Genomic DNA, 26,498 nt, shown 5'->3' with positions numbered 1-26,498 from the left:
CGATCAGGCCGCGAGGCGGAGACCGCGCGCGGCCAGCGCGGCGAAGATGCGCTCGGTGATCTCGTCGAGCGATCCGATGCCGTCGATCCGGTCGACGATGCCGCGGGGGCCGTAGACCTCGAGGATCGGCGCCGTCTCGTGCTCGTAGATGTCGAGACGGTGGGCGATCGCCTCGTCGGTGTCGTCCGAACGGCCCTGCTCCGCCGCGCGGAGCTTGAGTCGCTGGATGCTCTCGTCGCGCGACACGTCGAGCAGGATCACCGCGTCGAGCGACTCGCCGCGGCCGGCGAGGAACGCGTCGAGGTGCGCGACCTGCGCACTGTTGCGCGGATACCCGTCGAGGAGGAAGCCGTCGGCCGCGTCATCCTGAGAGAGACGATCGCGCACGATCTCGCTGGTGAGCTCGTCGGGAACCAGATCGCCCTTGTCGAGGACCGCCGTGACCTGCTGGCCCAGCGGCGTCCCCTCCTTGATGTTCGCGCGGAAGATGTCTCCGGTCGAGACGACCGGGATCCCGTACGACTCGGCGATGCGCACGCCCTGCGTGCCCTTGCCGGACCCCTGGGGGCCGACGATCAGGAGACGAGCGGATGCCGTCATCGGAGGAGCCCTTCGTAGTGACGCTGCTGCAGCTGTGCATCGATCTGCTTGACCGTCTCGAGACCGACGCCCACGATGATGAGGATCGATGCGCCACCGAACGGGAAGTTCTGGTTGGCGCCGACGGTGGCGAGGGCGATGAGCGGGATCAGTGCGATCAGACCGAGGTAGATCGAGCCGGGCAGCGTGATGCGCGTGAGCACGTAGTCGAGGTACTCGGCGGTCGGGCGACCTGCACGGATACCGGGGATGAACCCGCCGTACTTCTTCATGTTGTCGGCGACCTCGACGGGGTTGAAGGTGATCGCGACGTAGAAGTACGTGAATCCGATGATCAGCAGGAAGTACGCGGCCATGTAGACCGGGTGGTTTCCCGTGGTGAAGTTGGTGCTGACCCAGGTGACCCACGCGGCCGGCTCCGAGCCGTCCTGCGGGGTGTTGAACTGGGCGATGAGCGCCGGGATGTACAGCAGCGACGAGGCGAAGATCACGGGGATCACACCGGCCATGTTGACCTTGATCGGGATGTACGTGTTGGTGCCGCCGTACGTCCGACGTCCGACCATGCGTTTCGCGTACTGCACGGGGATGCGCCGCTGCGACTGCTCGACGAACACGACCAGCGCCATCACGATGATTCCGACCAGGAGCACCAGGAGGAAGACCTCGAAGCCCTTGCTCTCCCAGATGAGCCACATGGCCCCGGGGAAGGTCGCGGCGATCGAGGTGAAGATCAGCAGGGACATGCCGTTGCCGATGCCGCGCTCGGTGACGAGCTCCGCGAACCACATGATGAGCCCGGTACCGGCCGTCATCGCCATGATGATGAGCAGCTGCGCCCACCACACGTCGTTGGTGAGCAGGTTCTGGCAGGCGGCGACGTCGGTGGTGCCGAACAGCTGTCCGCTGCGGGCGACCGTGACGAGGGTCGTGGACTGCAGCAGCGCGAGCGCGATGGTGAGGTACCGCGTGTACTGCGTCAGGCGGGCCTGGCCGGCCTGGCCTTCTTTGTGCAGTGCCTCGAAGTGAGGGATGACGACCCGGAGGAGCTGCGTGATGATCGTCGCGGTGATGTACGGCATGACGCCGAGCGCGAAGATCGACAGCTGGAGGAGCGCCCCGCCGGAGAAGAGGTTGACCAGCCCGAGGAGTCCTTCGGTGCCCGAGTTCTGCGCGAGGCACTCCTCGACGTTCGGGAAGTTCACGAACGGAGCAGGGACATTCGAGCCAAGTCGGTAGATGGCGACGATGGCGAGGGTGAAACCGATCTTCCGACGCAGGTCGGGCGTGCGGAAGATCCGCGCGATGGCGCTAAACAAGGACGTTCCTCCTGAAAAGGTTGCCGTCCCTGAGGGACGGCTGAAAGAACAGGCTAACCCATAAGAGGGGCCGGAGAATCTCCGACCCCTCTCATGAAGTGGTTACTTGACGGATCCGCCTGCTGCCACGATCTTCTGCTCGGCAGAACCCGAGACCTTGTCGACCGCGACGGTGAGCTTGACGGCGATGTCGCCGTCTCCGAGAACCTTGACCTTCTCGTTCTTGCGAACGGCACCCTTGGCGACCAGGTCGCTGATGGTGACATCGCCACCGGAGGGGTACAGCTCCGCGAGCTTCTCCAGGTTCACGACCTGGTACTCCACGCGGAACGGGTTCTTGAACCCGCGCAGCTTCGGGGTGCGCATGTGCAGAGGCATCTGCCCACCCTCGAAGCCGACGCGAACGGTGTTGCGAGCCTTGGTGCCCTTGGTACCGCGACCCGCCGTCTTGCCCTTGGAGCCCTCACCGCGACCGACACGGGTCTTCGCGGTGTTGGATCCGGGGACCGGACGCAGGTGGTGGACCTTCAGCACGCCGGGGCGGGATGCCGGAGCATCCTTCTTCGGCGCAGCCTTCTTGGCAGCCGGCTTCGAGACGGCGTCGGCCTTGGCGTCGGACGCCTTGGCCGGTGCCTTCTTGGCGGCGGGCTTCTTGGCGGCTGCGGCCTTGGGAGCGGCAGCCTTCTTCGGGGCCTTCTCGGCGCCTTCGGCTTCGTTCTTCTCAGCCATTAGTCGATCTCCTCAACCTTGACGAGGTGGGCGACGGTCTTGACGTAACCGCGCGTCTGCGCGTCGTCGGGGCGCACGGTGCTGTCACCGATGCGCTTCAGACCGAGGCTGCGCAGCGTGTCACGCTGGTTCTGCTTCTCGCTCACCTTGGACTTGACCTGCGTGACCTTCAGGCGCGCAGCCATCAGGCACCTACCTTCTGTGCGGCGATGGCGTCAGCCTCCGCACGGACGAGACGCGCGGGTGCGACCTGGTCGAACTCGAGGCCACGACGTGCGGCGACCGCACGGGGCTCCTCGAGCTGCTTCAGGGCGGTCACCGTGGCGTGCACGATGTTGATCGTGTTCGACGAACCGAGCGACTTCGACAGCACGTCGTGGATACCGGCGCACTCGAGCACGGCGCGGACCGGACCACCGGCGATGACGCCAGTACCGGCAGCGGCCGGACGGAGCAGGACGACGCCTGCTGCGGCCTCACCCTGCACGGGGTGCGGGATGGTGCTTCCGACGCGCGGAACGCGGAAGAAGTTGCGCTTGGCCTCTTCGATGCCCTTCTGGATGGCCAGAGGGACCTCACGAGCCTTGCCGTAGCCGACGCCGACCAGGCCGTTGCCGTCGCCGACGACCACGAGAGCGGTGAAGCTGAAGCGACGACCACCCTTCACGACCTTCGAGACGCGGTTGATGGTGACGACGCGCTCCAGGAACTGGTTGTCGCCGCGGTCGCGCGAGTTGCGGTCACGACCGCCACCCTGGTTGCGATCGCGACCGCCACCGCGGCGGCCCTCGCGGGCAGGCTCGGCCTGGGTCGTGCCGGCGGCCGTCTCAGAGACGACAGGAGCCGTCTCGGGAGCGGCAGCAGCCGTTTCGGTCACTTCGTTCTCCTTGTTGTCACTCACAGTGCCAGACCCCCTTCGCGGGCGCCGTCGGCGATGGCGGCGACACGACCGGCGTAGCGGTTGCCGCCACGGTCGAACACTGCCTCGGAAACGCCAGCGGCCTTCGCGCGCTCGGCGAGAAGCTCGCCGACCTTGCGGGCCTTGGCGGTCTTGTCACCCTCGAGCGAGCGCAGGTCGGTCTCGAGCGTCGAAGCCGACGCAACGGTGTGACCCTTGCTGTCGTCGACAAGCTGCACGAAGACGTGGCGAGCCGAACGGTTGACGACGAGGCGCGGACGCACCTCGGTGCCGACGACCTTCTTGCGAAGGCGGGCGTGACGACGCGCGCGGGCGTCAGACTTTGACTTGAGAGCCATGGTTACTTACCACTCTTTCCGGCCTTGCGACGCACGATCTCGCCGGCGTAGCGCACGCCCTTGCCCTTGTACGGCTCGGGCTTGCGGATCTTGCGGATGTTCGCAGCTGCCTCGCCGACAGCCTGCTTGTCGATTCCGCTGACGGTGAGCTTGTTGTTGCCCTCCACCGTGAGCGTGATGCCGGCGGGCGGGTCGATGAGGACCGGGTGCGAGAAGCCGAGGGCGAACTCGACCGAGCTGCCCTTCTGCGCCACGCGGTAACCGGTTCCGACGACCTCGAGACCCTTGGTGTAGCCCTGGGTCACGCCGATGATGTTGTTGTTGATGAGCGTGCGGGTCAGGCCGTGAAGCGACCGCGACTCGCGCTCGTCGTCGGGACGGGAGACCAGAACCTGGTTCTCCTCGACCGCGACCTCGATGGGCTTGGCGACCGTCAGGGTGAGCTCACCCTTGGGGCCCTTCACCGCGACCTCACGGCCGTCGACCGAGATGGTCACGCCCGCGGGAACGTCGATGGGAAGTCGTCCAATACGCGACATTTTCGATTACCACACGTAGGCGAGAACTTCTCCGCCCACGCCCTTCTGCTCTGCCTGACGGTCGGTGAGAAGACCGGAGGAGGTGGACAGGATGGCCACGCCGAGGCCGCCGAGGACACGGGGCAGCTCGGTGGACTTCGCGTACACGCGGAGGCCGGGCTTCGACACGCGCTTGATGCCCGCGATCGACCGCTCGCGGTTGGGGCCGTACTTCAGCTGGAGGGTGAGGTTCGAGCCGACGCGTGCGTCAGTCGTCTCCCATCCGGCGATGTAGCCCTCCTGCTGGAGGATCTCGGCGATGTGCGTCTTGAGCTTGCTCGACGGCAGGGTCACGGAATCGTGATGCGCCGAGTTCGCGTTGCGCAGACGGGTCAGCAGATCTGCGACCGGGTCTGTCATTGTCATTGTTGTTTTCCTTTGTTCATGAGGTTCCGGCTGCCGTTACACGACAGACGGCCTGCGATGACACGCAATCTTCAATTGTACGGGATCGGGCGGGGCGCTGTGCGCCCCGCCCGAAACCTGCTTACGCCTTGGCGTCTTCCGTACGGAAGGGGAAGCCGAGGTGACGCAGAAGCGCGCGACCTTCATCGTCCGTCTTCGCGGTGGTGACGACGGTGATGTCGAAACCGCGAACCCGGTCGATCTTGTCCTGATCGATCTCGTGGAACACGCTCTGCTCCTGGAGACCGAAGGTGTAGTTGCCGTTTCCGTCGAACTGCTTGCCCGAGAGACCGCGGAAGTCGCGGATGCGGGGCAGAGCGAGCGAGACGAGACGGTCGATGAACTCCCACGCGCGGTCACCGCGGAGGGTGACGTGCGCGCCGATCGCCTGTCCCTCACGCAGCTTGAACTGCGCGATCGACTTGCGAGCCTTGGTCACGATCGGCTTCTGGCCGGTGATCTTGGTGAGATCCTCGACCGCGCCATCGATCACCTTGCTGTCGCGAGCTGCCTCGCCGACACCGGTGTTCACGACGACCTTGACCAGTCCGGGGATCTGCATGACGTTCGCGTAGCCGAACTCCTCCTGCAGGGCCTTCTTGATCTCGGAGTTGTACTTCGCCTTCAGGCGGGGCTGGATCTTGCCAGCCACCGCAGCGTCGGTGGTTGCCATCAGAGGTCCTTACCTGACTTCTTCGCGTACCGCACGCGGACGGTGCGCTTGACGCCGTCCTTGGTCTGCTCCTCGACCCGGTGGCCGACCTTGGTCGGCTTCTTGGTCGAAGGGTCGACGAGTGCGACGTTCGAGATGTGGATGGACGCCTCGACAGTCTCGAGACCGCCCGTCTTGGTGCCACGCTGCGTCTGTCCGACGCGCGTGTGCTTGGTGACGTAGTTCACGCCTTCGACGATGACGCGGTTCTTGTCGGACAGGATCTCGAGGACCTTGCCCTGCTTGCCGCGATCTCCGCCACGCTCCTGCGTCGCTCCGGTGATGACCTGAACCAGGTCACCCTTCTTGATCTTCGCCATGACTTAAATAACCTCCGGCGCCAGCGAGACGATCTTCATGAACTTCTTGTCACGAAGCTCGCGACCGACCGGTCCGAAGATACGGGTGCCGCGGGGCTCCCCGTCGTTCTTCAGGATGACGGCGGCGTTCTCGTCGAACTTGATGTACGAGCCGTCGGGACGGCGCGTGGACTTGACCGTGCGGACGATGACGGCCTTGACCACATCGCCCTTCTTGACGTTTCCGCCCGGGATCGCGTCCTTGACGGTCGCGACGATCGTGTCGCCGAGACCGGCGTAACGACGCTTCGAGCCGCCGAGCACGCGAATCGTGAGCAGCTCCTTGGCGCCGGTGTTGTCGGCGACCTTGAGGCGCGATTCCTGCTGGATCACTTGGCCTTCTCCAGAATCTCCACCAGACGCCAGCGCTTCGTGGCGCTCAGCGGGCGGGTCTCGTTGATCAGGACGAGGTCGCCGATGCCGGCGGAGTTCGCCTCATCGTGCGCCTTGACCTTCGAGGTGCGGCGGATGACCTTGCCGTAAAGCGGGTGCTTCACGCGGTCCTCGACCTCGACCACGATGGTCTTGTCCATCTTGTCGCTGACGACGTAGCCGCGACGGGTCTTGCGGTAACCGCGAGCCGCGGAGTCGCGCACGTCGTGTGCAGCCGACTCGTGCCCTGCGGCCTGCGTCTCCACAGTCGCTTCCTTCTTGGTGGCCATCACTCAGCCTCTTCCTTCACGGCGTCGTCGGCGGAGTCCGCCTTCTTCGCCTTCGACTTGGTCGCCTTCTTGGCCGGAGCCTCGACCGGAGCGGGCGTCGCACGGATGCCCAGCTCACGTTCGCGGATCACGGTGTACAGGCGCGCGATGTCGCGCTTGACCGCGCGGATGCGGCCGTGGCTCTCCAGCTGGCCGGTGGCCGACTGGAAACGGAGGTTGAACAGCTCCTCCTTGGCCTTACGCAGCTCCTCGACGAGGCGCTGGTCTTCGAACGTGTCGAGCTCTGCCGGAGCGAGCTCCTTGGTGCCGATCGCCATTACGCGTCGCCCTCCTCGCGCTTGATGATGCGTGCCTTCAACGGCAGCTTGTGAATTGCACGGGTCAGTGCCTCGCGAGCGAGTTCCTCGCTCACACCGGCGACCTCGAAGAGGACGCGACCCGGCTTGACGTTGGCGACCCACCACTCCGGCGAACCCTTACCGGAACCCATTCGGGTCTCGGCAGGCTTCTTCGTGAGGGGACGGTCGGGGTAGATGTTGATCCACACCTTGCCGCCACGCTTGATGTGACGCGTGACCGCGATACGAGCGGACTCGATCTGACGGTTCGTCACGTAGGCAGGCGTGAGCGCCTGGATGCCGTACTCGCCGAAGGAGACCTTCGTGCCACCGGTCGCCTGGCCACTGCGGCCGGGGTGGTGCTGCTTACGGAACTTGACCTTGCGGGGAATAAGCATCAGGCAGACGCTCCTTCTGCGACGGGTGCCTCGTTGCGCGGTGCACGACGACGGTCGCCACCACGGTCATCACGACGAGCCTTGGGAGCGTTGGCCTGCTCGCGAGCGAGCTCCTTCGCCGTCAGGTCGCCCTTGTAGATCCAGACCTTCACGCCGATGCGGCCGAAGGTGGTCTTGGCCTCGTAGAAGCCGTAGTCGATGTTCGCGCGCAGCGTGTGCAGCGGCACACGACCCTCGCGGTAGAACTCCGAACGGCTCATCTCGGCGCCGCCGAGACGGCCGGAGACCTGGATGCGGATGCCCTTGGCGCCAGCGCGCTGCGCGCCCTGGAGACCCTTGCGCATCGCACGACGGAACGCCACACGAGCAGAGAGCTGCTCGGCGATACCCTGTGCGACGAGCTGAGCGTCGGCCTCGGGGTTCTTGACCTCGAGGATGTTCAGCTGGATCTGCTTGCCCGAGAGCTTCTCGAGGTCGCCACGGATGCGCTCGGCCTCGGCTCCACGACGACCGATCACGATGCCCGGACGGGCGGTGTGGATGTCGACGCGGACGCGGTCACGGGTGCGCTCGATCTCGATGTTCGAGACACCGGCGCGGTCGAGCTGCGTCTTCAGCAGGTTGCGGATCTTGATGTCCTCGGCGACGTAGTCGGCGTAACGCTGACCGGGCTTCGTCGAGTCCGAGAACCAGCGCGACACGTGGTCCGTGGTGATGCCGAGACGGAAGCCGTACGGGTTTACCTTCTGTCCCATTACTTGCTCGCCTTCTTGTTGCTGTCGCCCTTGGCGGCCGGGGCCGCCTCCGGCGTCGAGAGCACGACCGTGATGTGGCTCGTGCGCTTCTTGATCTGGAAAGCGCGACCCTGTGCACGGGGCTGGAAACGCTTGAGCGTCGTGCCCTCGTCGACGTAGGCGTTAGCCACGTACAGGTCCTGCTCGTCGAGGAACTCTCCGTCGCGATCCGCCTTGACCTGCGCGTTGGCCATGGCCGACGCGACAAGCTTGTAGATCGGCTCACTGGCGCTCTGCTGCGCGAACTTCAGGATGGCGAGAGCCTCCTGAGCCTGCTTGCCCTTGATGAGCGCGACGACACGACGAGCCTTCTGAGGGGTCACACGGATGTGTCGCACGCGTGCGATCGATTCGACCATCAGCGACGCCGTCCCTTCTTGTCGTCCTTCTCGTGGCCGCGGAAGGTGCGGGTGGGCGCGAACTCGCCCAGCTTGTGACCGACCATGGTCTCGGAGACAAACACGGGGATGTGCTTGCGACCGTCGTGGACCGCGATCGTGTGACCCAGCATGGCCGGGATGATCATGGACCGGCGAGACCAGGTCTTGATGACGTTCTTGGTGCCGGCTTCGTTCTGCACGACCACCTTGCGAAGCAGGTGATCGTCGACGAAGGGGCCCTTCTTAAGACTGCGAGGCATCTTCTCTTACTCCTACTTACGCTTCTTGCCGGCGTTACGACGACGCACGATGTACTTGTCGCTTTCCTTGTTGGCATGACGGGTGCGACCCTCAGCCTGGCCCCACGGGGAGACGGGGTGACGTCCACCGGACGTCTTGCCCTCACCACCACCGTGCGGGTGGTCGACCGGGTTCATCGCGACACCACGGACGGTCGGGCGGACGCCCTTCCAGCGCATGCGGCCGGCCTTGCCCCAGTTGATGTTCGACTGCTCGGCGTTTCCGACCTCGCCGATGGTCGCGCGGCAGCGCGCATCGACGTTGCGGATCTCGCCCGAGGGCAGACGCAGCTGGGCGAAGTTGCCATCCTTGGCGACGAGACGGACGGATGCACCGGCCGAACGTGCCATCTTCGCGCCGCCACCGGGACGGAGCTCGATCGCGTGGATGACGGTACCCGTCGGGATGTTCTTCAGCGGGAGGTTGTTGCCCGGCTTGATGTCGGCACCTGCACCCGACTCGATGACGTCGCCCTGCTTCAGCTTCGCCGGCGCGAGGATGTAGCGCTTCTCGCCGTCGAAGTAGTGCAGCAGCGCGATGCGTGCCGTGCGGTTGGGGTCGTACTCGATGTGAGCGACCTTGGCGTCCACGCCGTCCTTGTCATTGCGACGGAAGTCGATGACGCGGTACTGGCGCTTGTGGCCACCACCGATGTGACGGGTCGTGATACGTCCCTGGTTGTTGCGACCACCGGTCTTCGAGAGCGGGCGCAGCAGCGACTTCTCCGGCGTCGATCGAGTGATCTCGGCGAAGTCAGCCACCGACGAGCCGCGACGGCCCGGGGTCGTGGGCTTGTACTTGCGAATAGCCATGATTGTCCTTATCCCCCGGATCAGCCGATTGCCGTGAAGATGTCGATGGTGCCCGACTTCAGGGTCACGATGGCGCGCTTGGTGTCCTTGCGCTTGCCCGTGCCGAAGCGGGTGCGGCGTGCCTTGCCGACGCGGTTGAGGGTGTTGACCCCTGCGACCTTGACGCCGAAGATCTTCTCGATGGCGAGCTTGATCTCGGTCTTCGAAGCGCGCGGGTCGACGAGGAAGGTGTACTTACCCTCGTCGATGAGCCCGTAGCTCTTCTCGGACACGACCGGCTTCAGGATGATGTCGCGCGGGTCCTTGTTCAGGGCCGTCTGGAGAACAGATGCCTGCTCGCTCATGCGGAGACCTCCTGGTTGGCGCCGGACTTCGAGGCGATGAAGCCCTCGAGCGCGGCCTGGGTGAAGACGATGTCGTCGGAGACGAGCACGTCGTAGGCGTTGAGCTGGTCGAACGTCAGCACGTGCAGGTTCGACAGGTTGCGGATGCTCTTCAGCGTCACGTCATCGTTGCGCTCGATCACGACGAGCACGTTCTTCGACGAGACGACGTTGGTGAGGAAGTTCACCGCGGTCTTGGTCGAAGGAGTGCCGTCGATGCCGAAGGACTCGATGGCGTGGATGCGGTCCCCGCGGAAGCGATCGCTCAGTGCACCACGGAGGGCGGCGGCGATCATCTTCTTGGGGGTGCGCTGGGAGTAGTCGCGCGGCTTGGGGCCGTGCACGATTCCACCACCGGTCATGTGCGGCGCGCGGATGGAGCCCTGACGGGCGTTACCCGTGCCCTTCTGCTTGAAGGGCTTGCGGCCGGCACCCGAGACCTCACCACGACGCTTGGTCGAGTGGGTTCCCTGGCGAGCCGCCGCGAGCTGCGCGACGACGACCTGGTGGATGAGCGGGATGTTCGTCTTGGCGTCGAACAGTTCGGCGGGAAGCTCGATCGAGCCAGCCTTCTTGCCGTCTGCCTTGAGGACGTCAAGCGCGAGAGTGGAGTCAGCCATGATCAGGCACCCTTCACTGCGTTGCGGACGTAGACGATGCGGCCACGAGCACCGGGGACGGCGCCCTTGACGAGCAGCAGACCCTTCTCGATGTCGACGGCGTGCACCGTGAGGTTGAGGACGGTCACGCGCTCGCCACCCATACGGCCGGCCATGCGCATTCCCTTGAAGACGCGGCTCGGGGTCGACGATGCGCCGATCGAGCCGGGCTTGCGGTGGTTGCGGTGCGAACCGTGCGACGCCGAGACGCCCTTGAAGTTGTGACGCTTCATGACACCGGCGAAGCCCTTGCCCTTGCTCGTGCCGACGACGTCGACGAGCTGGCCTGCTTCGAAGGTTCCGTCGACGGTGAGCTCCTGGCCCAGCGAGTAGTCAGCGGCATCCGCGGTGCGGATCTCGGTGACGTGACGGCGAGGCGTGACGCCTGCAGCCTCGAAGTGGGCGGTCAGGGGCTTGTTCACCTTGCGCGGGTCGATCTGACCGTAGGCGATCTGCACGGCGTTGTAGCCGTCCTTCTCGGGGGTACGGATCTGCGTGACCACGTTCGCGGCGAGCTCGATGACGGTGACGGGAACGAGCTTGCCGTTCTCGTTCCACACCTGGGTCATACCGAGCTTCGTGCCCAGCATGCCCTTGGAAATCTTGGAGTTGATGTCAACCATGGCGGACCTCAGAGCTTGATCTCGATGTTGACATCGGCGGGCAGGTCGAGACGCATCAGCGAGTCGACGGCCTTGGGCGTCGGGTCGACGATGTCGATCAGACGCTTGTGGGTGCGCATCTCGAAGTGCTCGCGGCTGTCCTTGTACTTGTGGGGCGACCGGATGACGCACACGACGTTCTTCTCGGTCGGAAGCGGCACGGGGCCGACGACGGTCGCGCCCGCACGGGTCACGGTGTCGACGATCTTGCGTGCCGACGAGTCGATGACCTCGTGGTCATACGACTTCAGGCGAATGCGGATTTTCTGTCCCGCCATTGTCTGCTCACTCTCTTTAAGCGTCTTACCGTCCTGGGCCGGATGACCCTGGGGCATTGGACGCACGTCGGCGCTGTTCGCGCCTCGGCACTCGAACGACTCTCACGAACCGATCTGCTGCACCACTGTTCTGCTGTCATCCCGCACGCCTCGCAGCGAGCGGATGTGCCCCACCCGCCGCACACGGCGGAGCCGTCGTGGAGGGAGTGTCGGGGCCGTCCTGCCACCCGCGGCCTAGGTCCCTGCGCTTCCGCGCCGCCTATGCACTGCCGTGATGGTGATCCGGTACACGCTGAGCGCGCCGGAATGTCGAACCTGTCTATTCTGCCACGGCCGATTTCACTTGTGCAAACCCGGGCGTGTCGCGGTCGCTGTGCATCTGCTGAGGGCGCGCCCAGCCGTCGGTCCGGCGCCTCTGATCGACACCGCCGACGGCCTCCTCAGCGCGCTGAGGAGAGCGGGGCGAGGCATCCCCATGCCTCGCCCCGCTTGGGGAGGGCGTTCAGTGCGAGGGGGCACACCGAACGCGAGGACACCGACGTGAAGGGACGTCGGAATCCTCGACCGAGGGCGCGGCGATGAGACCGCCGCGCAGGCGGGATGACGTCAGAGCGCACAGAGTGCGCACGTCGCACGATGATCCCCAAAATCGTTATCCCCAGTTTGACGCGGTAAGCCGCGTGAAGTCGGAACGTCGAACCCCTTCGACATCCCTGATCGCAAGTTCCCCAGGCGATCAGGATTCAGTGTAATCGAACGACGCTCTGAAACGCGATACCACCACGCGGAATACTTGGTCCCGATTCGCGAAGAGCGGCGGCTCCCCGAGGGGAGCCGCCGCTCTTCGGTCAGGTCACGCCGATCAGAACCTCTCTCGGAGCGCGTCGGAGAGCTGGTCGAGCTCCTCCATTCCGCCGTCGTCATAAGAACCGTGGATAGCCGTGCCGTTGGAGGCCTCACCCCAATGGAACGGGTTGATGTAGTGGTCGACATCGCAGACCAGATCGCGCTCGTCGCACACCTGGATGGTCGCGGACACGAGATCCGCCGGGTAGCCCATGGCTGCCACGTGCTGACCTGCCTCGTATCCCGCGTACGCGCCCTTCAGGCTCTTCGTCATGAAGCCGAAGAACGTGGCGCCAAGGGCTCCGAGCGCGAATGTCGCGATCCCCTGCCCGGAAGAAGCCGCGGAGCCGAGGTTGGTGAACGCGAGCGTGGGTGTGCGTAGAGGGTCGGCCACGAGGCCGACCGCCTCGACGGATTCGAGCAGCGGAGAGTCGATGGCTCCGAGGAACTGCAGAGCGGCGTGGAGAGCCCACGCGCCCTGGGAGTACCCGGCCAGAACGATCTTCTGACCGCTTCCGCCGCACTGGTCGACCGCTGCCTCGAGCTGCCGCACGAGCATCGCGGCACCTTGCCATACGCTTCCCGGGTAGCTCGCGAAGTCCTTCACGCTCTGGACAAATCCCTGCCCGGCTGCGATGGGTACGGCTGTGGCCGGGTAGTCGATGGCCTTCTTCTCGACGACATCGATCTCCGTCTGCACCACCTCCCCTTCGTCGGCAGCTTCCTGAAGGCGTTCCCGCTCATCCGCCTTCAGTCCGGTCTCGAGCGTGCCGAAGAGCGACGAGATGGTGCCTCCGAACGGTACCGGCGACTCCCCCGATCCCCTCAATCCGATCAGGAGATATTTCTTGCAGGCGGGGAGCGGAGCCGGTGCGGGGATGTTCTCGATCACGGCAGGCACGACCGTACCGACCCACGGGAACACCTCGACCTGACCCGCGATCGCGGGGTTCCCGTCGACGCCCGGGCCGAAATCACCGCCCCACTGCACATCGCGCGCGTCGAAATAGCTCTGGGCCCATACACCGGTCGCGCAGTCGCGCACCTCGCCGTGGAAGAAGCCTCCGCCGGCGACGGAGAGGCACGTGCCCTCGGTCTTCTCGATCGTGGTGGCGTCGAGCTCGACGGTCGAACCGCCCGCCGCGGCTATCCCATACTGCGCATAGCGAAGCGTGAAGAACGTCGAGATCAGTGATCCGCCAGTGGAGACGTCGATACCCTGCCATTCCGTGGGGTAGGGCGCCGTATCGTCGCCGTCAGCGTTGGTATCCCCGCCGACCGTATCGTCGGTCAGCGTCGTGACGATCACCGGAGCGGCCGAGGTTCCGTTCACCTTCAACGATCCGTACACCCATAGACCGGCGTTGTAGTTCGACCACGAGGCGTAGAAGTTCGCCACTTTGATCACGACGCCCGCCGGAACCGTCATCGTCACGCCCTCATCGACGACGAGCCCGCCGCGCCACTGGTTGCGGTCGTCGATCACGATCGGGGCGCCTGTGGTCGGAACGGTCCAGTTCTCGACGAGGGTGCCCGACACGGCGAACACGTTGATCCTGTTGCCCGTGATCGTGTTTCCGCCGAGGTTCGACGGGCGCAGCCTGACATCGGTGACCCGCAGCGGAAAACCGTCCCCCTGGTACCCCGAGATCGCGTTTCCCGAAACCCTGATCGCCGGTGCCGTCGTGCTGTCGTTGTCGGAGAGAACATCCACCGCTCCGCCCTGCACGGTGTTGTTCATGACCGAGACCCCGAAGGCGTGGTCGGAACCTGCGGCGCGGGTCACGGTGATAGAGCCTCCTCGAACGGTGTTGCCCGTCACGGTGACGGCGCTGTTGCCGACACCGGCGTCGATCCCCCCGTCGATGATCGACGACGTCACGCTCAACCCATTGCCGAGGCCCGACACGCCTCCGGCATACAGCACCCGCGCCTGCGTGAGCGTGGCCTGGCCGCCATCGATCACGTTGATGCCGTACCACTGAGACGGGCGGGGAGCGGTGTCGTCGCCGTCGCCGTTCGTGTCGCCACCGACGGTATCGTCCTCGAGCGGAGTGAAGGTGACGGGTGATTGTGCGGTGCCGTTCACCTTCAGCGTCCCTGCAACGGAGATCCCCGCACTGTAGTCCGCCCACGAGATGTGCAGGTCGGCGATCTTGATCGCGACGCCGGCGGGCACCGTCATCGTCACGCCCGCGGCGACGAGGAAACTTCCACCCCACTCATTTCGATCGTCGATCACGATCTGCGCGCCGGTCGCCGGAACCGTCCAGTTCTCGACGAGGGTCCCCGCGAGCGCCAGCACATCGACCCTGTTTCCTGTGATCGTGTTGTCGACGAGATTCGACGGGCGCAGCTTGACGTCCCTCACCCGTACCGGGAAAGTTTCGGTCTCGAGCCCCGAGATCGCGTTGCCCGAGACTTTGATCGCCGGGGCTGCGCCGCTCGCGTTGTCAGACGACACCGTCACCGCACCACCCTGGACGGTGTTGCCCGTCACAGTCAGGCCGAACGCATACGCCGAGCCGGATGCCCTGGACGCCGTGATCGAGCCACCGCGGACCGTGTTACCCGACAGCGTCACCGCGCTCGTGCCGACGGCCGCGTCGAGTTCACCGTCGATGATCGACGAGACCACGCTCGCCGCGGCGCCGTGACCCGACACCCCCGATCCGAAGAGGATCCTCGCCTGCGTCAGACTGATCGAGCCGACGTTGCTCGCGTGGATACCGGCCCACTCGGACGCACGCGGTGTGGTGGCATCGCCGTCACCGTTCGTGTCGCCTCCGAACGAGTCGTCCGCGAACGACGTGACCACCCCCGGTGACGCAGCCGTGCCGTTCACCGCGAACGTCCCTTCGACGGCGATCGTCGCGCGTACGGCTTTCACGACGACCCCGGCCGGCACCGTCATGGTGACGCCGGCGGGAATCACCAGGCCCCCGCCCCACGGCCCTCCTTGGTCGATCACCATCGGCGGGCCCGACACGGGCACCGTCCAGTTCTCGACCAGGGTGCCCGTCACCGCAAACGCGTTCACTCGATTGCCCGTGACCGTATTGCCGGTCAAGTTTGACGGACGCAGCTTCTCATCTCGCACCGACAGCGCGAAGTCCTCTGAGTCGAAGCCCGAGATGGTGTTGCCCGAGACCTTGATCGCGGGCGCGGTTCCGCTCAGATTCTCCGAGGACACGTGCACCGCTCCCCTCTGCACGGTGTTGTCCGTCACGGAGACCGCAAAGGCGCGCGCCGAGCCCGCCGGGCGGTGGACGTCGACGGACCCGTCACGCACGGTGCTTCCCGAGACCGTGACGGGGCCTGAGCCGACAGTGCCCGATATCCCCCCGTCGACGACCGAAGCCGACACCTTCAGCGAGCTCCCCTGACCCGAGACACCCGAGCCGAAGAGCACACGGGCCTGCGTCAGGCTGACCGACCCGTCGTCGATCGCACTGATCCCGTACCACTCACCGAGGTACGGCGTCGTGCTCGACCCGTCGCCGTTCGTGTCGCCCCCGAAGAAGTCATCCGTCGCAGAGGTGAAGACCACGGGCACCGCAGACGTGCCGTCGACCACCAAGGATCCGGCGACCGTGATCGAATACCGGGACTTGATCGTCGCCTTGCCGCCGATCGTCAGGGTCACTCCTCGCTTGACGGTGACTGCATCGTCAAGGATGTAGACCGTCGGCTGCGAGGGCGCCCAGGTCGTCGTCGTGGCGATATCGCTCGTGATGTGGATCGTCGTGGTGTCCACGACGATCACCACTCCGGCGCTCGCCTTCGTCACGGTCGTGAATCCGGTTCTCTTCCCCGTGACGGTCACGGTGATCGTCGCCCCGGCATCCGCGGCGACGAGCCGGTAGGTAGATGAGGTCGCCCCGACGATCGCAGTGCCGCCGCGCATCCACTGATACGAGAGCGTCGTCGGCGCGGGCGACCACGCACCGGCCCCTGCGGTCAAGGTCGATCCGACCTTGGGCGTGCCGGACACGGTCGGCGCCGGCGCGGTCGTGAAGATCGACTCGACGGTCACGACGGCGCTCGTCTTCGTGGTCGTCGTGTACGTCGCTCTGGTGGCGATGGTCGACACGGTGATCTTGGCGCCGGCATCCGCCGCGACCAGCTTGTAGGTGCTCGCCGTCGCACCCGCGATGGCTGTGCCGTTGCGCTTCCACTGGTAGGTGAGTGACGAGGGAGCCGGCGCCCAGGTGCCGGCCGCAGCCTTCAGGGTCGACCCGACGGCGGGCGTACCGGAGACCGTGGGGAGCGGTGCTGTGGCGAAAGGAAGCGTTGCGATCCCCTTCGCCGCGCTCGTGGTCGCGCCGTTCGAGTACCCACTCTTGGAGGCGGTGACCGTCACCGTGATGTTCGCCCCGGCATCCGCGGAGATCACCCTGTAGCTCGTCGCTGTCGCTCCCGCGATCGCCGCTCCGTTTCGCTTCCACTGATACGTCAGCGTCGTCGGCACCGGCGCCCAGGTGCCGGCCGCAGCCTTCAGGATCGACCCGACGGAGCCTGTGCCCGAGATCGTCGGTGTCGGTGCGGTCGTGAAGATCAACGGGATGCTCTTGGCGGCACTCGTGCGTGTCGTCGGCGTGTAGCCGGCTGCGATCGCCGTCACCGACACGGTGAGGCTCTTTCCGGCGTCCGCCGCCGTGAGCTTGTAGGCGGCAGAGGCGGCTCCGGAGATCGGTGATCCGCCCCGCTTCCACTGGTACGTGACCGTCGTGGGGGCAGGAGTCCAGGTGCCGAGAGTCGCCGTCACCGTCGACCCCACTGCTGCGGTGCCGGTGATCGTCGGCACCGGCGCCAGCGTGAACTCGAGCGTGGCTATAGCCTTCACGGCACTGGTCTTCGTGACGCTCGTGAACCCGGGGCGTGCGGCGGTCGTGCGCACCGTGATGCCGGCTCCCGCGTCGGCGGCGACCAGTTTGTACGTGCTCGCCGTGGCTCCCGCGATCGGCGAGCCTGCTCGCAGCCATTGATAGCCGATGGATGCGGGAGCCGGCGCCCATGCCCCGGCCGCAGCCGTCAGCGTGGAACCGACCTTCGCTGTTCCGGAGATCGTGGGCACGGGCGCAGTCGTGAAGATCGATGGGACTGCGGCGGGGGCGCTGGTGCGCGTCGACGTGCCGTTGCCGCTGCGCGAGGCGCGAACCGTCACGGTGATCTGCTTCCCTGCGTCCGCCGCGGTGAGCCCGTAGGTCTGCGCGGTCGCCCCGCTGATCGGGATGCCGGCACGAGACCACTGGTACGTGAGAGTCGTGGGCGAGGGCGCCCACACGCCCGGGGCGGCGGTGAGCGTCGACCCGACGGCAAGCGTGCCCGACACGGTAGGAGCAGGAGCGGAAGCGAACGCCGCCCCCACGGCGGCAGCGGCACTGGATTTCGTCGCGTTGACGTACCCCGGCTTGGCAGCGGTGACGACGACCGTGATCGCGGCGCCGGCATCTGCGGCGACCAGTACGTACGTGCTCGCGGTCGCGCCCGGGATGATCGCGGCTCCGCGCTTCCATTGATAGGTGAGAGTCGCCGGGGCCGGCTGCCAGTCGCCGGCCATCGTCGTCAGCGTCGACCCCACGACGGCGGAACCGGTGATCATCGGCGCGGGCGCTGCAGTGAACGGAAGGTCGGCAGCGTACGCGGGCGAGGCCACCAGAGAACCCGCGATCAGAGACAGGCAGGTCACCAGAGCGAGGGAGAGTCGCCGGACACGATCGCGCACGCGCGGTCGTGTCCGGCGCACGCGCTCGGTTCGAGGCGAAGACGAGTTCTGAGTGCGCACGAGGCTCCTGTGGCGATGTCGGGTCGACGATCAGCGGTCACCGGCGTACGGGCACGCTCGACGATCGCTATGTCTCGAACCCTTCCCATCGGGTGCGAGGCGGTAGTGCTGTGCGCGTTGCTGTCCCCTGATCGAGCGGCTTTCAGATGCCCAAATGTCGACCTGCTCTGCGCTAGTCGACACGATAGGGCCAATCTCACCTGGACGACAAGCATTCATCCGAACATTTCGCGAGGCCTGATCCCCTACGAAGAGCGGCGGCTCCCCCTGGAGGGGGAGCCGCCGCTCGTGTATTCGAGAGCTCTACTCGTTGCCGACGGCCTTGTCGGCGGCGTCGCGGATCTCATCGATCTTGTCGGCCGCGCCCGGCGCGATCTTCTTGGCGAAGTCGGCGACGCCGTCGAGGACCTTGTCGCTGACGTCCTCCGCCTGCTCGCTCTTGACCGCCTCGGCGATCTTGTCCTTGTTCTGCTCGTACAGGTCCTTGCCCTTGTTGACCGTTTCCTCGATACCCATTGCGGGCCCCCTTGTGTGAGATCACCTGCGACGGATGCCCGACGCACGTACATTCTGCACGGAACGGGTGCGCGGTGGAAGGCGTTCGGCGATCCGGGCTACGAGAGCCAGTAGTTCTTCTTGACCGTCACCCGCTGCACCTTGATGCCCGCGTTGAGCGCGCGGATCTGCGAGTACAGACGCAGTCGCCCCGAGAGGAAGTACGGAAGGGTGTACACACCGAAGGTGGGCGTGTTCGGCCCGGTGTCCGCGGTCGCGGGGATCTCGAGAGGCGGCTGGACCGCGGTCTCCACGACGGCGCCGGATCCGTTGAGCGACTCCGCGATCACACGGATCTGGAATCCCTTCGTCACCCCGGCGGCATGGATGTAGATGTTGAGGTCCCCGGTCTCCTTCGCCAGAGAACTGCTCTCCGCCAGAGAGAAGAAGTTCGCGGAGACGGGGATGGGCGTCCAGGTCGCGAGAGGGAGGATGCCGTTCCAGGCGTAGGTCGTGGATTGGTGGGTGGGCACAGGATCCTCCGGTTGGACGTAGTTCTCGAAGTCGACTGAGTTGGTGAAGCCCAGCTGGAGCGGCGTGCCGCCGATCCACAGGGAGACGTGGACGTGGGATCCGTAGCCGCCTTCGCTGCCGAACCCGGAGGCTCCGGACTCCGCGATGATCTGTCCGCGGACGACCCTCGTGCCGGGAAGGACCGCACTGGAGCGCAGGTGCAGATAGCGGATGTAGTTACCGTCGTCGGCGCGGAGAGCGAGATATCTGCCCGTCGCCGTGGTGGTCGTGTCCTTGCGATCGACGATGACCCCGTTCGCGGCTGCGCGCACCGGCGTGCCGATCGGGACGGCGTAGTCGGTGCCGGGCTCGCCCGACGGCGGATTCCGGTTCCTGTGGTCCTGCCAGGTGCTGGAGATCCGGACATCGCCGCACGGCCGCGCATAGGTGCCGGCTGCCGTCGCGGAGAGGGAGGGCGAGACGAAGTCCCACCCGATCGCTGCCGCACCGAGTGCCGCCCCGGCTCCGATCAGCATCGCTCGGCGTGAGAAGAACGGCTGAGCGCTGTGCGGCGTCGAGGGCTCGGAGTCCCCCGGCTCGCACACTAGCGATCGCCCCCCTCGTTCTCGCCGCGGATCAGGTTCTGGATCTGCTCTTCGGGCAGCTGCTCGATGGATCCCGAGCCGAGCTCGAGCTGATGCTCGGCAGGTGTTCCGCCGATCGTGCAGACGGACTGGCCCTGGTAGCCCATCGTCGCGGCGGGCACGATGACGAGCCATTCCGGAGTGACGATCCGCTGCTCGATGCGGGTGTTCGGGGTGTCGAAGACGACGTCGGGAGCGTAGCTGGAGACGGTCGCGTCGATGCAGATCTGCGCGAGCTGCTCGAAGGTGAAGGCTCCGAACTCCGGAGCGGGTGACGCGGTCGGCTCCGGAGTGGGCTCAGCCGTCGGCGCCTCGGTGGTCGGCGTCGGATCGGGAGCCGACGTGGCCGTCGACGTGGGAACGGGGTTCGATGCACCGGGGTCCGCAGCGCACCCCGAGGCTCCTCCGAGCACGACGATGGCCAGAGCACTCGCAGCGAGACGCGTCGCAAGGGGGGATCTCATGATCTTGAATGTACCCAGAGCGATGGCTCGCACGCCGTTAGCGCCCGGTCAGTCGCCGGGATTCGTTCGGAATCCCCGTCAGTGCGCGCTGGCTCCGGGAGCGACGACAGCACGGATCGTGCGGAAGAGGATCACGACATCCTGCGTGAGCGACCAGTTCTCGACGTAGTAGAGGTCGAGACGGATCGTCTCCTCCCACGACAGCGTGGAACGACCGCTCACCTGCCAGAGACCGCTCATACCCGGCTTGACCGCGAGACGGCGCAGCGCGATGTCGTCGTACAGAGCGACCTCCGCGGCACGCTGCGGACGGGGCCCGACGAGGCTCATCTCGCCACGGAACACGTTGATCAGCTGCGGGAGCTCGTCGATGGAGTGCTTGCGCAGGAATCGCCCGATCTTCGTGATGCGGGGGTCGTCGGCCACTTTGAACAGCGGGGTCTCGCTCGAACCCTGCAGGTCGAGAAGGCTGGCCAGCTGGTCGTCCGCGTTGGCGACCATCGAGCGGAACTTGCGCATGCCGAATGTCCTGCCGCCGCGACCGATGCGTTCCTGGTGGTAGAAGATCCGACCGGGGCCGTCGATCTTGATCGCGATCGCCGTGACGAGGAAGACCGGCGAGAACAGCGCGAGCAGGAGCACGGAGCCCACGAGATCGAACACCCTCTTGAGGAAGCGGTGGGCGCCCTCCATGCGCGGGAAGTCCACGTGCACGAGCGGCAGGCCCGCGACGGGACGCGAGTGCAGTCGGGGGCCGGCGACGTCGGTGAGCGCGGGTGCCATGATCATCTGGATGTCACGGTCCGCGACCGCGTAGCCGAGCCGGCGCATCGTCTCCGGATCCATGTCGTCGGATCCCACGATGATGAGGGCATCGATGTTCGCCGCATCGAGCGCCTTGTCGGCGCTGCGGATGTCGCCGAGAACCTCGAGCTGAGGCATTCCCTCGGAGGGGACGCCGTCGGTGATGACGCCGACGATGGTGTACCCGCTGTCCTTGCTGCGCCGGATCTGCTGCGCGACGTGCTTGACCTTGCTCCGCTCCCCGATGATGACGGCGCGATGGGTGTACTCGTCCTTGCGCTGCCGTCTGCGCAGCCACTGCCGCCAGATCCACCGAGAGGCGAGCAGGAGGACGAGACCGACCGGGAAGATCAGCGCGAGCAGCAGCCGCGAGATCTCCATGCCGAGGAAGAAGGCGACCGCGACGGTGAAGGCGAAGACGGCGATGGTCGCGTCGGCGATGCGGCGGTACTCGAGGATGCCGTGGCCCACGATGTGGTGATCTCGCGTGTCGATCGCGTCGAGTCCGACGAGCCAGGCCGCCCCGATGATCGCGAGAACGATGACGTAACTGATCCGGGGTCCGTTCGGCCAGGACACGGCCACCGTCATGCTCGGACGCGAGAGGAGCCAGGCGGAGACGAGGGTGAGGGCCAGGACCAGGACATCGCTGTAGAACAGCCGGCTGGCGTATCGACGGGGCCACTCACCGCGCCTGCGCTTGTGCGGCTGCTGCCGAGAGTCCGACGACGTTCGGCCCTTCGACTGCCTCGGTACCGCATCCACAGCTATGTCGACCACCCTGTCCCTCCGGCGCGAACCGCTGACCTCCCAGCGAATTCACTGAATCGGCAGTCAGTTTACTCCAGTCACTGTGACTTCGGGAACATCGGCATATCAGTTGCAGGAATCGGTGATGCCCGGCTCGACGGAGTTGATCATCGGGTTCGTCTGCACCGCGACGGGCCCGAAGGTCCCCGAGCCCGTGAAGGCCGCGGTCACGTCCACCCGCTGGCCCGGCGTGAACCACGCCTCGAATCGCGCGGTCGGCCGGCCGAGGTCGTCGATCCCGTGCGACAGGATGTCGATGCGCTCGCCGTTCACCTCCACGTTCGACACGGTCGTCCCGGGCGGGCCGTAGATGTAGATCCAGTCGCGGAAGGTCGTCCCGAAGGTCATGCTCTGGATGTACCGCGGCAGCGCGTCGGCCTCCTCCTGAGTGATCGGCAGCGCGAGCGCGGCGTTCACCGAGAAGGTCGTCGAATCCGCCTCGCACGTCTCGGCCACGGTGATGGCCGTGCGGGTGTAGTAGTCGATCTTCGATCCGTTGCTGTTGTTGAAGTAGACCCCGAGGGTGGTCTCCTCATCGTTCTCGGTCGGGAGGACGCCGCTGACTCGCTCGCCGCGGATCGCCTCCTCCACCTTCTCGTCTTCGCTCCAGACGAGGATGCTCCCCTGCGCGGCGCTCTCGGTCAGCGCGGTCGCCATGTTCTTGAGGTCGAACTGCCCCGAAGCGACCCGGTCGAAGACGGCACCTGCGGCCGCCGCGAAGAACCCGTCGACCAGTTCCGGGTACTTGTAGCTGTCCCAGCGCTTGTACACCTCGTTGAGGAGGAGGGACACGGCGTTCTCCGACGACAGGGTGTCGCCGGTCACGAGCTCGATCGGTCCTGTCGCGACGAGGATCCGAGAGAGCGCGAGCGGGTCGATGGAGATCACGCCGTCGATCTGGTCGGCGCCGATGTCGCGCTGCCACCACGCGCGCATGATCTTCGCGGCGGTCGGGAAGTCGGGCCGACTCATGCTCGTGTTCACGTGATCGACCAGGAAGCTGGAGTAGAGATCGATGGCGCTCTGGTCGACGGGGACGTCGACGGCCACGCCGTTCTGATAGCTGAGGCTGCTGCCCTGCGCTCCCATCGTGATCGCGCCGTTGTCCACGTGGATCAGGGTCTGCGAGGCGGCACTGCCTCCCAATGCGAGCGACTCCGCATTGTTCTGGAAGACGAGCAGATAGTTACGCGGACCGTCCGCACCGAGGAGAGTGGGAAGCAGGTCGACGGCGGGTGCCACCCCGTCCATGACCTCGGCCACCTGGTCGACTCCGCTGCGCACCGGTCCGACCAGAGCCGTCGACTTCTGCACCTCGGCGATCTCGTCGGCGAGCTGCCCGATCCGAGGCGCCTGCCCCTTCGCGACGTCGAGGATCTGGGTGATGAGCGATCCGCTGGCCGCGTCGGCGGACAGCACCGGCATCGCGATGTCATTGATCAGCACGTCGACCGATTGGGCCGCGAGACGAACGCCACGCAGGTTCTCGCCGGCGACGGGCACCCACTCCACTGCGGCCCACACCGGATCCGACGCCGCCGCTGCGGCGCTCCTCGCCGGCTCGGAGATCTTCTGGACGGTCTCCTTGGGGTCGGCACCGTTCTGCAGCTCGCCGATGAGCTGCTGGCTCTCCTCGAGCCCGTTCTTCACGGCGAGGGCCTTGAAAGCCACCCAGCAGGCGATGCCGAGCAGCACGATGACGACGATCGCCACGATGAGCCAGGCGATGCGCGCGCCCCGCCGTCGCGGCTTCTTCTCTCCGGCGTGCGTGTCACGCACCGCGGCGTCGCGATCGGCTTGCTGCTTCTGCGCAGCTTCACGCGCTGCTCGTCGAGACGTAGGGGTCACGCTGCGATCCTACCGGGGGGCACCTGACACGCCGCTGAGCAGCATCCCGGAGCATCGCCTCGCCGGAGTCAGCCGATCACTCCGGCGAAGTCAGGCCATCCCGGCTCCACGGCGTTGCGCTGCACGCGCTCCACGATGACGTTGTCGTAGTCCGCGACATCCTCGTAATCGGCCAGCGAGCCGAAGGTGACGTCGGCGAAGAACGGAGCGAGCTGCGTGGCGGCGTGGGTGCGCAGGAAGGAATCCCCCAGGATCAGGGTCTTGCCCGGGACGAGTTCCGCCTCCGTGGATGTGGACGACGTGTGGGTGAGCGTCGTCCCCTCGGAGTTCACCACGGTGTCGGTCGTGGTCGTCACTCCCGGACGCTCGTAGAGCTTCTCGACGCGTTCCACGGTCTCGGTCAGCCCCATGTTGCGGAAGAGGTCCGGGATCACGACCTCCCCCGGAGCCGTGGTGGTCTCGTCGAGGTCGGACAGCACGGAGCTGGAGACCACGCCGTCGTCGACGAGCCTCTCCAGCAGCGCCCTCGTCCACACGGCGGCGCCATCGGCGTTCCAGTGGCTGTCACCGAAGTAGTACGCGCCGTCGTCGCGCCCCTGCCTCGACGAGTCGGCGTGCTCGAGACGGTCCCAGAGCGTGATCAGCGGGAAGTCCTGAGCCTCGCCCCAGCCGGTGAAGGCCGAGCGGACGCGATCGGAGCAGTTCAGGAGGGAGTCGCGCAGCACTCCGAGCTCCTCGTCCCGGATCGACGACTTGTCCGGCGCCAGGGTGTAGACGATGTAGGCGCCGTTGCCCTCCACGGCGGCGGTGTCGTCCTGGAGCTGCTGATGCACCGCGTCGATCCGCGCCGGATTCCCTCGGCACGGGTAGATGAAGTCGACCGCGAAGAAGGGTTCGCGCCCCTCACCGAGCCAGGTCGTGCTGTTCGGGCTCATCCCGACGTCGTTCGACACCGCGCCGGCGACGTGGACGACCGGCACCTGCGCGCCGAGCCGATCTCTCAGAGCGCGGTCGACGTGGGCGAATGTCTCCGCCTCGGTGAGCGCCTGGGGCGAGACGGCCGGGAACTCGACCTCGGCGCGGTTCTGGCTCCCGGCGACGTCGCCGGGAACCAGCCACAGGGAGAGAAGCAGCAGGCTTCCGCCCACCGCGGCGACGGGTACGGCCCTGCGCCGCAGCCAGGTCGTGAGCATGGGGCTCTCCTTAGAACTGGAAGTAGAGGAACGGGCTGAAATCGCTCAGGAGCACCATCGCGATGGTCACCACGAAGAGAGGAGCGGCGATCACCCATCCGCGCACCGCGGAGACGGTCTGATCGCGCAGCGAAGGACGGAAGAGGATCTCGAATGCGGTGTTCTTCGAGGTGGTGAAGAACGCGAGGAGGCCGATGAGCAGCGCCGCCAGCGTGAACGGGGTGATCGCCGTGATGAGCTGAGGCGCAATGAAGTCCGTCGGGCCGGTGAACATGGCTCTCCAGATCCGCCCCGTCGCATCGAGTTCGGTCGTCCGGAAGGGCACCCAGGCGAGGATCACGAAGAACGCCGTGAGAATGCGCCGTGCGACCAGGAATCGTCGGGAATCGCGCAGACCCGTCGCCCGTTCGAACAGCATCGCCGCGGCCTGCAGCCCACCCCACAGGAGGAACCCGGCCAGCGCCCCGTGCCAGATGGATGTCAGCGTGAACACCGTCAGCAGCGCGCCGTACTCGACCAGTCGGCCCTTGCGGTTTCCACCCATCGGGATGTACACGTAATCGCGGAACCATCGGGTGAGGGTGATGTGCCAGCGCCGCCAGAACTCGCTCACGGAGTGCGACGTGTACGGGCTGCGGAAGTTCTCGGGGAAGTGGAAGCCGAACATCGCGGCCAATCCGATGGCCATGTCGGAGTATCCGCTGAAGTCGAAGTAGATCTGGACGGCGTAGGCGACGGCCCCGATCCACGCAGTGGGCATCGAGAGCTGGCCGGAGAACGCGGCGCTGTCGAACATGGCGTTCGCGAGCTGACCTGCGCTGTCCGCGATGAGCACCTTCTTCGCGAGCCCCCAGGCGAACCTGGTCGCCCCGTAGCCGAACCGACTCGCGGTGATCGTCCGCGACGATTCCACCTCGTCCTTGATCTCCGCATATCGCACGATCGGTCCGGCGATCTGGTGCGGGAAGACGAAGAGGTAGAGGAGGTACGCCGGAAAGGACCGGGTCAGAGGGGCACCGTTCCGGTACGAGTCGATGACGTAGGAGATCCCGTGGAACGTGAAGAAGGAGACGCCGAGGGGGAGGATCCAGGATTCCGCCCCCGTCAGCGCGGCGATGTGGACGGCCCCCGGCACCCCCTGGATGGCCAGCTGCGGGAGGTACTTGAACAGCACGAGCGGGACCAGCACGATCGCCAGGGCCACGGCCAGCGGCACGCGTGCCAGAGGGGCACGGCCGGTCGCATGACGCCGACGCGCGTAGCGCCACATCGCCCAGGCCGCGCCGAAACTGAAGATCGACACCCAGAGGATCGCGCCGATCGCGCTGCCCGCTCCCCAGTAGTAGAAGACGATGCTCATGGCGAGCAGCCACCAGTTGCGCGACCGTCCGCGCACGGGGAGCAGGTGATACCCCAGCATCGTGAGGGGCAGGAACAGGAAGAGGAAAGTCGGGCTGGAGAAGACCAT

At 66.2% G+C, this 26,498-nt stretch carries 30 protein-coding genes; all 30 read right to left on the bottom strand.

What is annotated here, in order from left to right:
* Window positions 1–3: 3 nt before the first annotated feature.
* The gene (locus ASD43_RS14680; protein ID WP_056420004.1) at window positions 4–600 is read right to left on the bottom strand and encodes an adenylate kinase; all 597 of its coding nucleotides are present in this window, start codon (window positions 598–600) and stop codon (window positions 4–6) included.
* Window positions 597–1,919 carry a preprotein translocase subunit SecY gene (gene secY, locus ASD43_RS14675; protein WP_056420002.1) on the bottom strand — a complete coding sequence of 441 codons (1,323 nt, stop codon included), beginning with the start codon at window positions 1,917–1,919 and terminating at the stop codon, window positions 597–599. The genes ASD43_RS14680 and secY overlap by 4 nt, the downstream gene beginning before the upstream one ends.
* Before the next feature lie 102 nt (window positions 1,920–2,021).
* The gene (gene rplO, locus ASD43_RS14670) at window positions 2,022–2,648 is read right to left on the bottom strand and encodes a 50S ribosomal protein L15 (RefSeq protein ID WP_082539484.1); all 627 of its coding nucleotides are present in this window, start codon (window positions 2,646–2,648) and stop codon (window positions 2,022–2,024) included.
* A complete protein-coding gene (rpmD, locus tag ASD43_RS14665) occupies window positions 2,648–2,833 on the bottom strand; it encodes a 50S ribosomal protein L30 (protein ID WP_042538783.1) in 186 nt (61 codons plus the stop codon). The genes rplO and rpmD overlap by 1 nt, the downstream gene beginning before the upstream one ends.
* A complete protein-coding gene (gene rpsE, locus ASD43_RS14660) occupies window positions 2,833–3,525 on the bottom strand; it encodes a 30S ribosomal protein S5 (protein ID WP_279625477.1) in 693 nt (230 codons plus the stop codon). Before rpsE ends, rpmD begins: the two co-directional genes overlap by 1 nt.
* 20 nt (window positions 3,526–3,545) lie before the next feature.
* Complete coding sequence (gene rplR / locus ASD43_RS14655) at window positions 3,546–3,905, bottom strand: 50S ribosomal protein L18 (RefSeq protein ID WP_029260926.1); 360 nt, start codon at window positions 3,903–3,905, stop codon at window positions 3,546–3,548.
* A 2-nt stretch (window positions 3,906–3,907) separates the two neighbouring features.
* Window positions 3,908–4,444 (bottom strand): 50S ribosomal protein L6, encoded by a 537-nt coding sequence (rplF, locus tag ASD43_RS14650; RefSeq protein ID WP_045253834.1) that lies wholly within the window; start codon window positions 4,442–4,444, stop codon window positions 3,908–3,910.
* A 6-nt stretch (window positions 4,445–4,450) separates the two neighbouring features.
* Window positions 4,451–4,849 (bottom strand): 30S ribosomal protein S8, encoded by a 399-nt coding sequence (gene rpsH, locus ASD43_RS14645; protein WP_045253835.1) that lies wholly within the window; start codon window positions 4,847–4,849, stop codon window positions 4,451–4,453.
* Window positions 4,850–4,970: 121 nt separating this feature from the next.
* A complete protein-coding gene (gene rplE / locus ASD43_RS14640) occupies window positions 4,971–5,561 on the bottom strand; it encodes a 50S ribosomal protein L5 (protein ID WP_045253836.1) in 591 nt (196 codons plus the stop codon).
* Window positions 5,561–5,920, bottom strand: a complete 360-nt coding sequence (gene rplX / locus ASD43_RS14635) for a 50S ribosomal protein L24 (protein ID WP_045253837.1) — start codon at window positions 5,918–5,920, stop codon at window positions 5,561–5,563. Before rplX ends, rplE begins: the two co-directional genes overlap by 1 nt.
* Before the next feature lie 3 nt (window positions 5,921–5,923).
* A complete protein-coding gene (rplN, locus tag ASD43_RS14630) occupies window positions 5,924–6,292 on the bottom strand; it encodes a 50S ribosomal protein L14 (protein WP_050722502.1) in 369 nt (122 codons plus the stop codon).
* Window positions 6,289–6,621: a 30S ribosomal protein S17 gene (gene rpsQ, locus ASD43_RS14625; protein ID WP_052677685.1), complete on the bottom strand. Its 333-nt coding sequence runs from the start codon at window positions 6,619–6,621 to the stop codon at window positions 6,289–6,291. The genes rplN and rpsQ overlap by 4 nt, the downstream gene beginning before the upstream one ends.
* Window positions 6,621–6,938, bottom strand: coding sequence for a 50S ribosomal protein L29 (rpmC, locus tag ASD43_RS17565; protein ID WP_017829202.1), 318 nt, complete (start codon window positions 6,936–6,938; stop codon window positions 6,621–6,623). Before rpmC ends, rpsQ begins: the two co-directional genes overlap by 1 nt.
* Window positions 6,938–7,357, bottom strand: coding sequence for a 50S ribosomal protein L16 (rplP, locus tag ASD43_RS14615; protein WP_045253840.1), 420 nt, complete (start codon window positions 7,355–7,357; stop codon window positions 6,938–6,940). Before rplP ends, rpmC begins: the two co-directional genes overlap by 1 nt.
* A complete protein-coding gene (gene rpsC, locus ASD43_RS14610) occupies window positions 7,357–8,112 on the bottom strand; it encodes a 30S ribosomal protein S3 (protein ID WP_017201587.1) in 756 nt (251 codons plus the stop codon). The genes rplP and rpsC overlap by 1 nt, the downstream gene beginning before the upstream one ends.
* Window positions 8,112–8,510, bottom strand: coding sequence for a 50S ribosomal protein L22 (gene rplV, locus ASD43_RS14605; RefSeq protein WP_045253841.1), 399 nt, complete (start codon window positions 8,508–8,510; stop codon window positions 8,112–8,114). Before rplV ends, rpsC begins: the two co-directional genes overlap by 1 nt.
* Window positions 8,510–8,791, bottom strand: a complete 282-nt coding sequence (rpsS, locus tag ASD43_RS14600) for a 30S ribosomal protein S19 (protein ID WP_017829205.1) — start codon at window positions 8,789–8,791, stop codon at window positions 8,510–8,512. The genes rplV and rpsS overlap by 1 nt, the downstream gene beginning before the upstream one ends.
* A gap of 12 nt (window positions 8,792–8,803) precedes the next feature.
* On the bottom strand, window positions 8,804–9,643 hold the full coding sequence (gene rplB / locus ASD43_RS14595) for a 50S ribosomal protein L2 (protein ID WP_045253842.1): 840 nt from the start codon (window positions 9,641–9,643) through the stop codon (window positions 8,804–8,806).
* 20 nt (window positions 9,644–9,663) lie between these two features.
* Complete coding sequence (gene rplW, locus ASD43_RS14590; RefSeq protein WP_017829206.1) at window positions 9,664–9,987, bottom strand: 50S ribosomal protein L23; 324 nt, start codon at window positions 9,985–9,987, stop codon at window positions 9,664–9,666.
* Window positions 9,984–10,646 (bottom strand): 50S ribosomal protein L4, encoded by a 663-nt coding sequence (gene rplD / locus ASD43_RS14585; protein ID WP_045253843.1) that lies wholly within the window; start codon window positions 10,644–10,646, stop codon window positions 9,984–9,986. The genes rplW and rplD overlap by 4 nt, the downstream gene beginning before the upstream one ends.
* Before the next feature lie 2 nt (window positions 10,647–10,648).
* Window positions 10,649–11,308: a 50S ribosomal protein L3 gene (gene rplC, locus ASD43_RS14580; protein WP_045253844.1), complete on the bottom strand. Its 660-nt coding sequence runs from the start codon at window positions 11,306–11,308 to the stop codon at window positions 10,649–10,651.
* 8 nt (window positions 11,309–11,316) lie between these two features.
* Window positions 11,317–11,625, bottom strand: a complete 309-nt coding sequence (gene rpsJ, locus ASD43_RS14575; RefSeq protein WP_030147986.1) for a 30S ribosomal protein S10 — start codon at window positions 11,623–11,625, stop codon at window positions 11,317–11,319.
* Between the two features lie 862 nt (window positions 11,626–12,487).
* Window positions 12,488–18,199 (bottom strand): cutinase family protein, encoded by a 5,712-nt coding sequence (locus tag ASD43_RS14570; RefSeq protein WP_056419999.1) that lies wholly within the window; start codon window positions 18,197–18,199, stop codon window positions 12,488–12,490.
* A 363-nt stretch (window positions 18,200–18,562) separates the two neighbouring features.
* Window positions 18,563–18,775: a hypothetical protein gene (locus ASD43_RS14565; RefSeq protein ID WP_056419996.1), complete on the bottom strand. Its 213-nt coding sequence runs from the start codon at window positions 18,773–18,775 to the stop codon at window positions 18,563–18,565.
* A gap of 98 nt (window positions 18,776–18,873) precedes the next feature.
* Window positions 18,874–19,803 carry a M23 family metallopeptidase gene (locus ASD43_RS14560; protein WP_162247507.1) on the bottom strand — a complete coding sequence of 310 codons (930 nt, stop codon included), beginning with the start codon at window positions 19,801–19,803 and terminating at the stop codon, window positions 18,874–18,876.
* 68 nt (window positions 19,804–19,871) lie between these two features.
* Window positions 19,872–20,375, bottom strand: a complete 504-nt coding sequence (locus ASD43_RS17345) for a hypothetical protein (RefSeq protein ID WP_162247506.1) — start codon at window positions 20,373–20,375, stop codon at window positions 19,872–19,874.
* Window positions 20,376–20,453: 78 nt separating this feature from the next.
* Complete coding sequence (locus ASD43_RS14550) at window positions 20,454–21,959, bottom strand: sugar transferase (protein WP_235564189.1); 1,506 nt, start codon at window positions 21,957–21,959, stop codon at window positions 20,454–20,456.
* Window positions 21,960–22,055: 96 nt separating this feature from the next.
* Window positions 22,056–23,837, bottom strand: a complete 1,782-nt coding sequence (locus ASD43_RS14545; RefSeq protein WP_157551052.1) for a DUF4012 domain-containing protein — start codon at window positions 23,835–23,837, stop codon at window positions 22,056–22,058.
* Between the two features lie 68 nt (window positions 23,838–23,905).
* Window positions 23,906–25,030 carry a hypothetical protein gene (locus tag ASD43_RS14540; protein WP_056419982.1) on the bottom strand — a complete coding sequence of 375 codons (1,125 nt, stop codon included), beginning with the start codon at window positions 25,028–25,030 and terminating at the stop codon, window positions 23,906–23,908.
* A gap of 10 nt (window positions 25,031–25,040) precedes the next feature.
* Window positions 25,041–26,498, bottom strand: coding sequence for an MBOAT family O-acyltransferase (locus tag ASD43_RS14535; RefSeq protein WP_056419978.1), 1,458 nt, complete (start codon window positions 26,496–26,498; stop codon window positions 25,041–25,043).

The sequence above is a fragment of the Microbacterium sp. Root553 genome, from assembly GCF_001426995.1.
Classification (GTDB): Bacteria; Actinomycetota; Actinomycetes; order Actinomycetales; family Microbacteriaceae; genus Microbacterium.
The sequence above is the reverse complement of the archived record's forward strand: the minus strand, read 5'-3'. Positions and strand labels throughout refer to the sequence as shown.

What these genes read in the sequence shown, in the direction of transcription:
- ASD43_RS14680 (WP_056420004.1), bottom strand. Translation starts at nt 600, where the DNA reads ATGACGGCATCCGCTCGTCTCCTGATCGTCGGCCCCCAGGGGTCCGGC.
- rplO (WP_082539484.1), bottom strand. Translation starts at nt 2,648, where the DNA reads ATGGCTGAGAAGAACGAAGCCGAAGGCGCCGAGAAGGCCCCGAAGAAG.
- rpmD (WP_042538783.1), bottom strand. Translation starts at nt 2,833, where the DNA reads ATGGCTGCGCGCCTGAAGGTCACGCAGGTCAAGTCCAAGGTGAGCGAG.
- rplR (WP_029260926.1), bottom strand. Translation starts at nt 3,905, where the DNA reads ATGGCTCTCAAGTCAAAGTCTGACGCCCGCGCGCGTCGTCACGCCCGC.
- rplF (WP_045253834.1), bottom strand. Translation starts at nt 4,444, where the DNA reads ATGTCGCGTATTGGACGACTTCCCATCGACGTTCCCGCGGGCGTGACC.
- rpsH (WP_045253835.1), bottom strand. Translation starts at nt 4,849, where the DNA reads ATGACAATGACAGACCCGGTCGCAGATCTGCTGACCCGTCTGCGCAAC.
- rplE (WP_045253836.1), bottom strand. Translation starts at nt 5,561, where the DNA reads ATGGCAACCACCGACGCTGCGGTGGCTGGCAAGATCCAGCCCCGCCTG.
- rplX (WP_045253837.1), bottom strand. Translation starts at nt 5,920, where the DNA reads ATGGCGAAGATCAAGAAGGGTGACCTGGTTCAGGTCATCACCGGAGCG.
- rpsQ (WP_052677685.1), bottom strand. Translation starts at nt 6,621, where the DNA reads ATGGCCACCAAGAAGGAAGCGACTGTGGAGACGCAGGCCGCAGGGCAC.
- rpmC (WP_017829202.1), bottom strand. Translation starts at nt 6,938, where the DNA reads ATGGCGATCGGCACCAAGGAGCTCGCTCCGGCAGAGCTCGACACGTTC.
- rplP (WP_045253840.1), bottom strand. Translation starts at nt 7,357, where the DNA reads ATGCTTATTCCCCGCAAGGTCAAGTTCCGTAAGCAGCACCACCCCGGC.
- rpsC (WP_017201587.1), bottom strand. Translation starts at nt 8,112, where the DNA reads ATGGGACAGAAGGTAAACCCGTACGGCTTCCGTCTCGGCATCACCACG.
- rplV (WP_045253841.1), bottom strand. Translation starts at nt 8,510, where the DNA reads ATGGTCGAATCGATCGCACGCGTGCGACACATCCGTGTGACCCCTCAG.
- rpsS (WP_017829205.1), bottom strand. Translation starts at nt 8,791, where the DNA reads ATGCCTCGCAGTCTTAAGAAGGGCCCCTTCGTCGACGATCACCTGCTT.
- rplB (WP_045253842.1), bottom strand. Translation starts at nt 9,643, where the DNA reads ATGGCTATTCGCAAGTACAAGCCCACGACCCCGGGCCGTCGCGGCTCG.
- rplW (WP_017829206.1), bottom strand. Translation starts at nt 9,987, where the DNA reads ATGAGCGAGCAGGCATCTGTTCTCCAGACGGCCCTGAACAAGGACCCG.
- rplD (WP_045253843.1), bottom strand. Translation starts at nt 10,646, where the DNA reads ATGGCTGACTCCACTCTCGCGCTTGACGTCCTCAAGGCAGACGGCAAG.
- rplC (WP_045253844.1), bottom strand. Translation starts at nt 11,308, where the DNA reads ATGGTTGACATCAACTCCAAGATTTCCAAGGGCATGCTGGGCACGAAG.
- rpsJ (WP_030147986.1), bottom strand. Translation starts at nt 11,625, where the DNA reads ATGGCGGGACAGAAAATCCGCATTCGCCTGAAGTCGTATGACCACGAG.
- ASD43_RS14565 (WP_056419996.1), bottom strand. Translation starts at nt 18,775, where the DNA reads ATGGGTATCGAGGAAACGGTCAACAAGGGCAAGGACCTGTACGAGCAG.
- ASD43_RS14560 (WP_162247507.1), bottom strand. Translation starts at nt 19,803, where the DNA reads ATGCTGATCGGAGCCGGGGCGGCACTCGGTGCGGCAGCGATCGGGTGG.
- ASD43_RS17345 (WP_162247506.1), bottom strand. Translation starts at nt 20,375, where the DNA reads ATGAGATCCCCCCTTGCGACGCGTCTCGCTGCGAGTGCTCTGGCCATC.
- ASD43_RS14540 (WP_056419982.1), bottom strand. Translation starts at nt 25,030, where the DNA reads ATGCTCACGACCTGGCTGCGGCGCAGGGCCGTACCCGTCGCCGCGGTG.
- ASD43_RS14535 (WP_056419978.1), bottom strand. Translation starts at nt 26,498, where the DNA reads ATGGTCTTCTCCAGCCCGACTTTCCTCTTCCTGTTCCTGCCCCTCACG.